The organism is Streptomyces sp. NPDC056231 (genome assembly GCF_048270745.1).
Taxonomy (GTDB): domain Bacteria; phylum Actinomycetota; class Actinomycetes; order Streptomycetales; family Streptomycetaceae; genus Streptomyces.
Genome location: NZ_JBLVKW010000157.1, coordinates 1 through 6954, shown reverse-complemented (window position 1 = coordinate 6954; position 6954 = coordinate 1). Strand labels below are relative to the sequence as shown.

Below are 6954 nucleotides of genomic sequence, written 5' to 3'. Positions count from 1 at the left end.
GCCGGGTGGCCAGGGTGGTGTCGGCGAGGGGGCCGAGTTCGGCGGCGATCTGGATCGCGGAATTGCCCCCGCCGACCACGACGACCCTCTGCCCGGCGAACGCGTCGGGGCTGCGGTAGTCGGCGGCGTTCGGCGAAGGTCTTCACCATCTGCCGCAGCAGGTCGGGACTCGCCGAGGAGAGGTTCTCCTCCAACAGGGCGGCAAACGGCAGACTGTCCGGTGCGGTCATCGTGCTGTTCTCCTTCAAGAGCTTGGTCGTTCTCGAAGGATCAGCCGGTGGCCGTCTTACGTTCAGGCTTCTCACTCAACTACGGGATCAAACCCCCGATTTAGGTGGAAACCTGTACACCACTTCCCTGGACGCAACCAGAGGTCGGCTCTGACCGCGAGGAGCCAGTAGGTCGGCGAGTCACCGAGACCCTCCAGGCCACCTCAAGTGCTCAGCCGGACCAAGTCGAGCAATGCAGGGCAACCACTACGCCAACCCACATGGTTGGGCGCGCGTGCCGCGCTCGGTATCGTCAGATAACTTGAACATGTTCAATGACTTGTGTGGGGGAGGGGTGCCGTTGAGTTCCCTGTCAAGTTCTTCTGTTCTCAGCGGCGTTGCCCCTAGAAGACTCATGAAGATCTTGCCGGGGGGTTGTCCGGCCGCAGGCCCGGGCGGCCCTTCCGGCTATGTGTTGACCGGGGCGAGGTGCCAGGTTCCGTTGGTTCGGGTGAGTCCGAGGTTGATCAGGCGGCGGAGGTTGAGGGCGGCGGCTCGGGTGTGGAGCCAGGTGTCGTTCTTGATGGTGCCGCGGTAGCGGAGTTTGCGGTTGCCGTGGTGGACGAGCCAGGCGACGGCATGTTCCACCGGTGGTCGCCAGCGCCGGTAGTCGGCCTGCCAGTCGGGATCGGTGGCGGCCTGGCGGCGGGCGGCGGCGAGCAGGTCGTGGTGCGGACGGATGGTCAGGATCCGCCCGGCCTTGGCCTGCGGTACGACCCACGACCGGGACGTGAACGCCGCACGCAACCTGCTGGCCGCCGGACGGGCGGTGTCGGCCTGTGGAGCTGGTGTAAGACCTCAACGGAGAACTCCGGGCGGGCAGTCGGCGATGAAACAGGAAGTCTCACGGCGCGAGCCGTAAGAATCTCCCTCCTTCAGGAGGGAGAGCGTCAAGTCCCGAGTCCGAGCGCACGCCCGCACCAACTAGTTGGTGGTCTTGCTGAAGGTCCCGCTGTCGCGTCTCCTGGCGTGCGGCGAGGCTCGGATGGTGCTCATGGCCGGCCGACAGCACTCACAGGTGCGCTGGCACTGCCTCCAAGGCGAAGGCCGATTCGGTCGAGCCGGGTCGGTGCCGTACAGTTCACCGTACCGACGCGGGGTGGAGCAGCTCGGTAGCTCGCTGGGCTCATAACCCAGAGGTCGCAGGTTCAAATCCTGTCCCCGCTACTCAAACGTGAAGGCCCGGTGGTCCACCGGGCCTTCACTGCGTCTAGCCCCGCTCGAATCTGGTCTTTAGGCGACAGGGCTCCGGGACGAAGAGGGCGTCAACATCTGGGCGCGTTGGAGCCCGCGCGGTCGCCGCCGTTGGCAATGCTCGGCCGGTGAACACCCCTCAGCCTCTGCGGCTGCCGCTGCCTGTCGCGCTCGCCAGCTTCGTCCTTGCGCTGCTGCGTGGACCGGGCCTTGCCTATGAGCCGAAGGGTGGAGCTCTACATCGGCCCAGCTCGCTGAAGAGTGGCGCCAGCGTCGGCGCCTGGCCGAGTTCCTCGGCCGCTTCGGCGACTTGGGCGGCTCATGGCTTCTGGGCGAGCCTGCTCCGGCGCACTTGGAATGAGGGTTGCACCCACAGTTGTCTGCACCGTTGTCTGCATAGGGGGATCCAGCGTTGTACCGAAGGTACTACCGGAGGTGTGACCCCCCCCGTTCGTGATCTTGAACGTTTTGCCTGGTCATCCCCCTGGGCAAGCCCCTTTTCAGACGACGACACCTCTTTCTCCGCGATAGTCGGAGGAAGAGGCTTTATGTTCTGACGGCCCGGCGCGGCCTGCTCGCTCTGTCTTTCCTCCCTGGCTTGACCTCCTCTCCTTGCCCTTCCCTTCCCGCTTCCTTCCCGGCCTCACCTCCGCCGACCGAATGCGCGGCGCGTTTTGGTGTCGTTCGGCGGCGGTCGACGGCCACATGTCGCTGCTGTCGCGCTCGGTACGGGGGAGCGGGCACATCTGCGGCGTGTTCCCGCCCCACTGGATGCGGCCTCGCCGTCCCCCGTCGGCGAGGCTTTTGCTTGCCCGCTGCCCGCTGCCCGCTGCCCGCTGCCTGCTGCCTGCTGCCTGCTGCCTGCTGCCTGCTGCCTGCTGCCTGCTGCCTGCTGCCTGCTGCCCGCCGGCCGACCGTGGCGGGCACGGTACGCGATGGGGCGAAGCCGTTTCGTGGTGCTGAGGAGGCGCCAGTGTGCGTCGCGGTCGATGCGGCGGCGCCGGGGCGGGCGGCTCGCTGCCGGTGCGCAGTGCCTGCTTGACCGCTGTGTGGTCCTGCTTGCGCGCGGCTTGCTTGAAGTTACGTCCGACTGCCGTCCTGTGCGGGCTCGACTAGGTGTGCCATCTCATGACATTGGTTCCTCGCTGTCAGGTCTGGCGGGCGTAGGACGCGAGGCGATCGGCGAGCGCGATGACGAGGTCGCGCAGTTCATCGGGGCGCTCGATGACGAACGGCCGGTCGAGTGAGGCGAGTGCCGGAGGCAACCAGTCGAGCCGCTCCGCCCGTAGTTCGACGCGCAGCCAGCGCTCGGTCGCCTGGTCCTTGCCTGCCGTGGGCGCGTGCTCCTCCAGGCTCGCGACGCTGGCGGGAAGGTGGGCGCGGATCTGCTCAACGGTCCCGTAGATCCGCAAGGTCACCTCATGCCGGTACTCAGCCGTGGCGAACCCTGACAACACGCGCTGCGCCGGATCGGGACCCACGGGCGCCTCGAATGAGCCGGGCAGGGTCCTCGCGTCTGCGATGCGATCGAGCCGGAAGGTTCGGTCCTCGCCGATCTCGGGGTCCGTGCCCGTGACGTACCACCGGCCCGAATGGGCGACGATCCCGTACGCGTGCAGCGTGCGTTCGCTGCGCCGGCCGTCGCGGTCGGTGTATCTGATCGAGACCGGTCGGCGGTGCCGTACCGCATCGGCGATGGTGAGCAGGACCCCAGCGTCCGGGGTGGCGAACTCACCGGGCTGATCCGTGAAGGCGAGAGATTCCAGGAGTGTGTCGAGCCGGCGGGCGACGTGCTTGGGCAGCACCCGCCGGATCTTGGCCGATACCGTCTCGCTCGCCGTGCGCTCAGCCGTCATCAACCCTGCTCGGCGGCCGGCGACCAAGCCGAGCAGGACGGCCAGCGCCTCGTCATCGCTGAGCATGAGCGGAGGCAAACGGTACCCGGGGGCGAGCCGGTACCCGCCGTAGCGGCCGCGCACCGACTGCACGGGCACGTCAAGGTCGATCAGGTGATCCACATACCGTCGCACGGTGCGCCCATCAACGCCGAGCCGGTCGGCGAGTTCGGCCACCGTCCGGGTGCCGCCCGACTGCAGCAGCTCCAGGAGTGTCAGCACGCGGCCGGTGGGTCGAGGCATGTGCACAGCCTAACGCGAATACAGGACCGATTCTGTCCACTATTTCTCCTAGCCTGCGACGTGCAGCGACCCCATCAGCTAAGGAGATCACCATGGACTTCGTCTCGATCCGCATCATTACCAGCGACGTCGCGCGCCTCGTCGAGTTCTACGAGCGAGCCACAGGGGTGCAGGCGATGTGGGCCACCGAGGACTTCGCCGAACTCAAGACCCCGGGCGCCACCCTCGCGATCGCCAGCACCCGCACCGTCCCGCTGTTCGCCCCGGGCTCTGCCCGCCCGGCGGACAACCACAGCGTGATCACCGAGTTCCTCGTCGACGACGTGGACCGCGTTCACCAGAACCTGACCGGCTTCGTCACCGACTTTGTCAACGAGCCCACCACGATGCCCTGGGGCAACCGGTCGCTGCTGTTCCGCGACCCCGACGGAAACCTCGTCAACTTCTTCACCCCCGTCACCCCGACGGCCATCGAGAAGTTCGCACGTTGACGCCAGGCACAGTCGCTCACGCGGGAACCTTGAGATCCCAGGGCTCCGACGAACGCGTCCACCGAGTCAGGAGCGCCAACAGCAGGGCACACCGGAACGCACCGCTGACCCCTGAGGGACGTCTGCGGTTGTGCCTGCGGATCGACGCTGGCCGGCCAATCGCGCACGTCGCTGCCGAGGCCGGGCTATCGCGCCGCCGCCTGCCCAAGTGGTACGCCCGCTGGCGCGCGCACGGCGAGAACGGCCTGCTCGACCACTCCTCCCGCCCCGCCACCAGCCCGGGCCGCACCGCCGAGGACATCGCTGGCCTGGTGGAGGCGCTGTGGCGGCAAACCAAGCAAGGGCCCGCACCGCTCGCCGCCGACCTTCAGCGGCTGCACGGCGTCACGATCGCGCCGGTGATCGTGCACCGCATCCTTGTCCGGCGAGGCCTCAACCGGCTACGCGACCTCGACCCGCCGACCGGCGAGCAACTGCGCAAGGTCATCCGCTACGAGCACGACCGCGTCGGCGACCTGATTCACGTCGACATCAAGAAGCTCGGCCGCATCCCGGCCGGAGGCGGGGCTGGCGCATGCACGGCATCGGCACCGACGCAGCCCGTGCCTCCAAGCGCACCGGTCCGGACACCGGGAAGGTCGGCTACACCTATTTCCACACGGCGCTCGACGATCACTCCCGCCTGGCCTACACCGAGGCCCTGGAGGACGAGCGCGCCGTCACGGCGTCCGCCTTCTGGCACCGTGCGGTCGCGTTCTTCGCCGCCCACGACATCGTCACGATCCATCGCAGGCTGACCGACAACGGCGCGTGCTACCGCTTCCACGCCTGGGCGGACGCGCTCACCGCGACCGGCACGAAGCACAAGCGCACCCGCCCCTACACGCCCCGGGCGAACGGGAAAGTGGAGAGGTTCGACGGGACGCTCGCCCGGGAGTGGGCCTATGTCCGCGACTACACGTCCGAACAGGAACGCCGTGAGGGCCTCGACCCGAGGTTCCGGCCAGACCCATATCGGCTGGCCGCGCCACGTGACCCCTGCTACACCAGAGAGAAGGGAGGTGCGCATGCCTCGTGGTCTCGTCAAGGGGGTGACCGCGTTCCTTGCGGCAGTGGCAGGCCCACTCGCCGTGTGCGCGCTCCTGACACCCATCCGAGCCACCCTGTCCCAGACCAACGTAGCCCTGATCCTGATGTTGGTCGTCGCGGCGGTGGCCGCCCTCGGCTACCGGTGGGTCGCGGTCCTGACAGCCCTTTCCGCCGCCGCGTGGTTTATTTTCTTCTTCACCACTCCGTACGAAAGCTTCGTCCGCTTCAATAACTCGGACGACATCGTCACCGCCGGGCTGCTGCTCGTTGTCGGCCTTGCCGTCTCTCAGCTGGCTCGCCGCTACACCCGCGAGCACGCCATCGCCACCACGCTGCAGCGCAGCCTGCTGCCTCGTGTGCTGCCGGACACTAGCGCCGTCCGGCCGGCGTTCCGGTACGTGCCCGCCGAGGCTGAGGTCGGCGGGGACTGGTTCGACGTGATCCCTCTCCCGGGATTCCGCACCGCCCTGGTAATCGGGGACGTGGTTGGCCACGGCCTAGGCTCCGCGGTCACGATGGGGCGGCTACGCACCGCGGTCCGCAATTTCTCCACCCTCGACCTACCGCCCGACGAGCTGCTGGCCCGCCTTGACGACGTGGTCAATCAGATGGATGTGGAGGCGGGCGACAGCGAGGAGGGGACTGTCGCGGCTACGTGTCTGTATGCAATCTACGACCCGGTCTCCTGTAGCTGCACGATGGCACGAGCCGGTCACTTTCCGCCCGCTATCGCCTATCCGGACGGCCGCGTGGAGATTGTCGACCTGCCCGCAGGCCCCCTGCTCGGCGTAGGCGGCCTGCGCTTTCAGGCCGTCGAGCGGAGGCTGCCGGAGGACACGCAGCTCGTGCTCTACACCGACGGGCTCATCCACAACCGTCACCGCGACATCGGCACCGGCCTGAAGCTACTGTGCGACACGCTCTCCGGCGTGGGGCTCGACCCGGAAAAGACGTGCGAGATGATCCTGGAGGCGGTACTACCCGCCCGTTCAGTCGATGACGCCGCTCTCCTGGTCGCCCGAACCCGCGCGTTTCCCCGTGACCGTATCGCCGAATGGGACATCCCAGCCATTCCCGCCGCGGTGCCCGCCCTGCGCGCCGAGGTGCTCGCGAAGCTGGCCGACTGGAACCTGGAGGAGACGGTATTCGCTGCCGAGCTGATCCTCAGCGAGCTGGTCACCAACGCCATCCGTTACGGGACACCCCCTGTCCACCTGCGCCTTCTGCGCGATACGAGCCTGGTGGTGGAGGTCAGCGACAGCAGCAGCACCTCCCCGCATCTGCGCTACGCGACGGCCGTGGACGAAGGCGGCCGCGGGATCTTCATCGTCGCCCAGCTTGCCGAGCGGTGGGGAACCCGCTTCACCCCCACCGGGAAGATCGTCTGGGCCGAGCAGTCGGCCCCATCGGTTCCCGTTGTCCCGGTCCTGGCCTCGGTTTCGTGACCGGGCTTGACTGCCCGAAACCCTCCACAGGGCCTGCTGCCCGGGCCAGCCTCCGATTCGGCGTAGCTAGTTTGGAAGATCCCGTACGTGAATGACGCCTGACCTGGGGCGTTCGTGACCGGGCTCTCTGCGACGGACGGACCGTGCCTTCCCGCCATTCCCCTTGACGTTCTGCCACGTCGGGCACGCAACGGGCACGCAACGGGCACGCCCTGGGGTTACTGCCGTGAACAGGCACTGTCACGTTGGCCTGGCCCAGTGAGATGATCTTCGGGTCATCGTGGGAGGGGCTTGTCGTGGACACCGCGCCGTCGTACAAGGGGCACCG

Annotated in this window: 5 protein-coding genes, 1 tRNA gene and 3 pseudogenes; 6 read left to right on the top strand and 3 right to left on the bottom strand. The window is 67.7% G+C overall.

Going from position 1 to position 6954, the window contains the following annotated elements:
* Positions 1-130: pseudogene (locus ACNPQM_RS43275) on the bottom strand (FAD-dependent oxidoreductase); the annotation flags it as partial.
* A gap of 547 nt (positions 131-677) precedes the next feature.
* On the bottom strand, positions 678-1016 hold the full coding sequence (locus ACNPQM_RS43270) for a transposase (RefSeq protein WP_418088319.1): 339 nt from the start codon (positions 1014-1016) through the stop codon (positions 678-680).
* Here ACNPQM_RS43270 and ACNPQM_RS43265 point away from each other — a divergent pair.
* Positions 973-1131, top strand: a pseudogene (locus ACNPQM_RS43265) (RNA-guided endonuclease TnpB family protein); the annotation flags it as partial. The gene ACNPQM_RS43270 and the pseudogene ACNPQM_RS43265 overlap by 44 nt on opposite strands.
* A gap of 231 nt (positions 1132-1362) precedes the next feature.
* Positions 1363-1436, top strand: a tRNA-Met gene (locus ACNPQM_RS43260).
* Positions 1437-2611: 1175 nt separating this feature from the next.
* On the opposite strand, the gene ACNPQM_RS43255 is transcribed toward ACNPQM_RS43260, so the two are convergent.
* Positions 2612-3601 (bottom strand): helix-turn-helix transcriptional regulator, encoded by a 990-nt coding sequence (locus tag ACNPQM_RS43255; protein ID WP_418088318.1) that lies wholly within the window; start codon positions 3599-3601, stop codon positions 2612-2614.
* A gap of 92 nt (positions 3602-3693) precedes the next feature.
* Between ACNPQM_RS43255 and ACNPQM_RS43250 the strand changes: the two genes are divergently transcribed.
* The 4 genes and pseudogenes from ACNPQM_RS43250 to ACNPQM_RS43235 all read left to right on the top strand — a co-directional run bounded on the left by ACNPQM_RS43250 (position 3694) and on the right by ACNPQM_RS43235 (position 6626).
* The gene (locus tag ACNPQM_RS43250) at positions 3694-4092 is read left to right on the top strand and encodes a VOC family protein (protein ID WP_418088317.1); all 399 of its coding nucleotides are present in this window, start codon (positions 3694-3696) and stop codon (positions 4090-4092) included.
* Entirely contained in the window at positions 4089-4889 is an 801-nt protein-coding gene (locus ACNPQM_RS43245) for a helix-turn-helix domain-containing protein (protein WP_418088316.1), read from the top strand. Before ACNPQM_RS43250 ends, ACNPQM_RS43245 begins: the two co-directional genes overlap by 4 nt.
* Positions 4775-5071, top strand: a pseudogene (locus ACNPQM_RS43240) (integrase core domain-containing protein); the annotation flags it as partial. The gene ACNPQM_RS43245 and the pseudogene ACNPQM_RS43240, both read left to right, overlap by 115 nt.
* Before the next feature lie 88 nt (positions 5072-5159).
* Positions 5160-6626, top strand: a complete 1467-nt coding sequence (locus ACNPQM_RS43235) for an ATP-binding SpoIIE family protein phosphatase (RefSeq protein WP_418088315.1) — start codon at positions 5160-5162, stop codon at positions 6624-6626.
* The last annotated feature ends 328 nt before the right edge of the window (positions 6627-6954 follow it).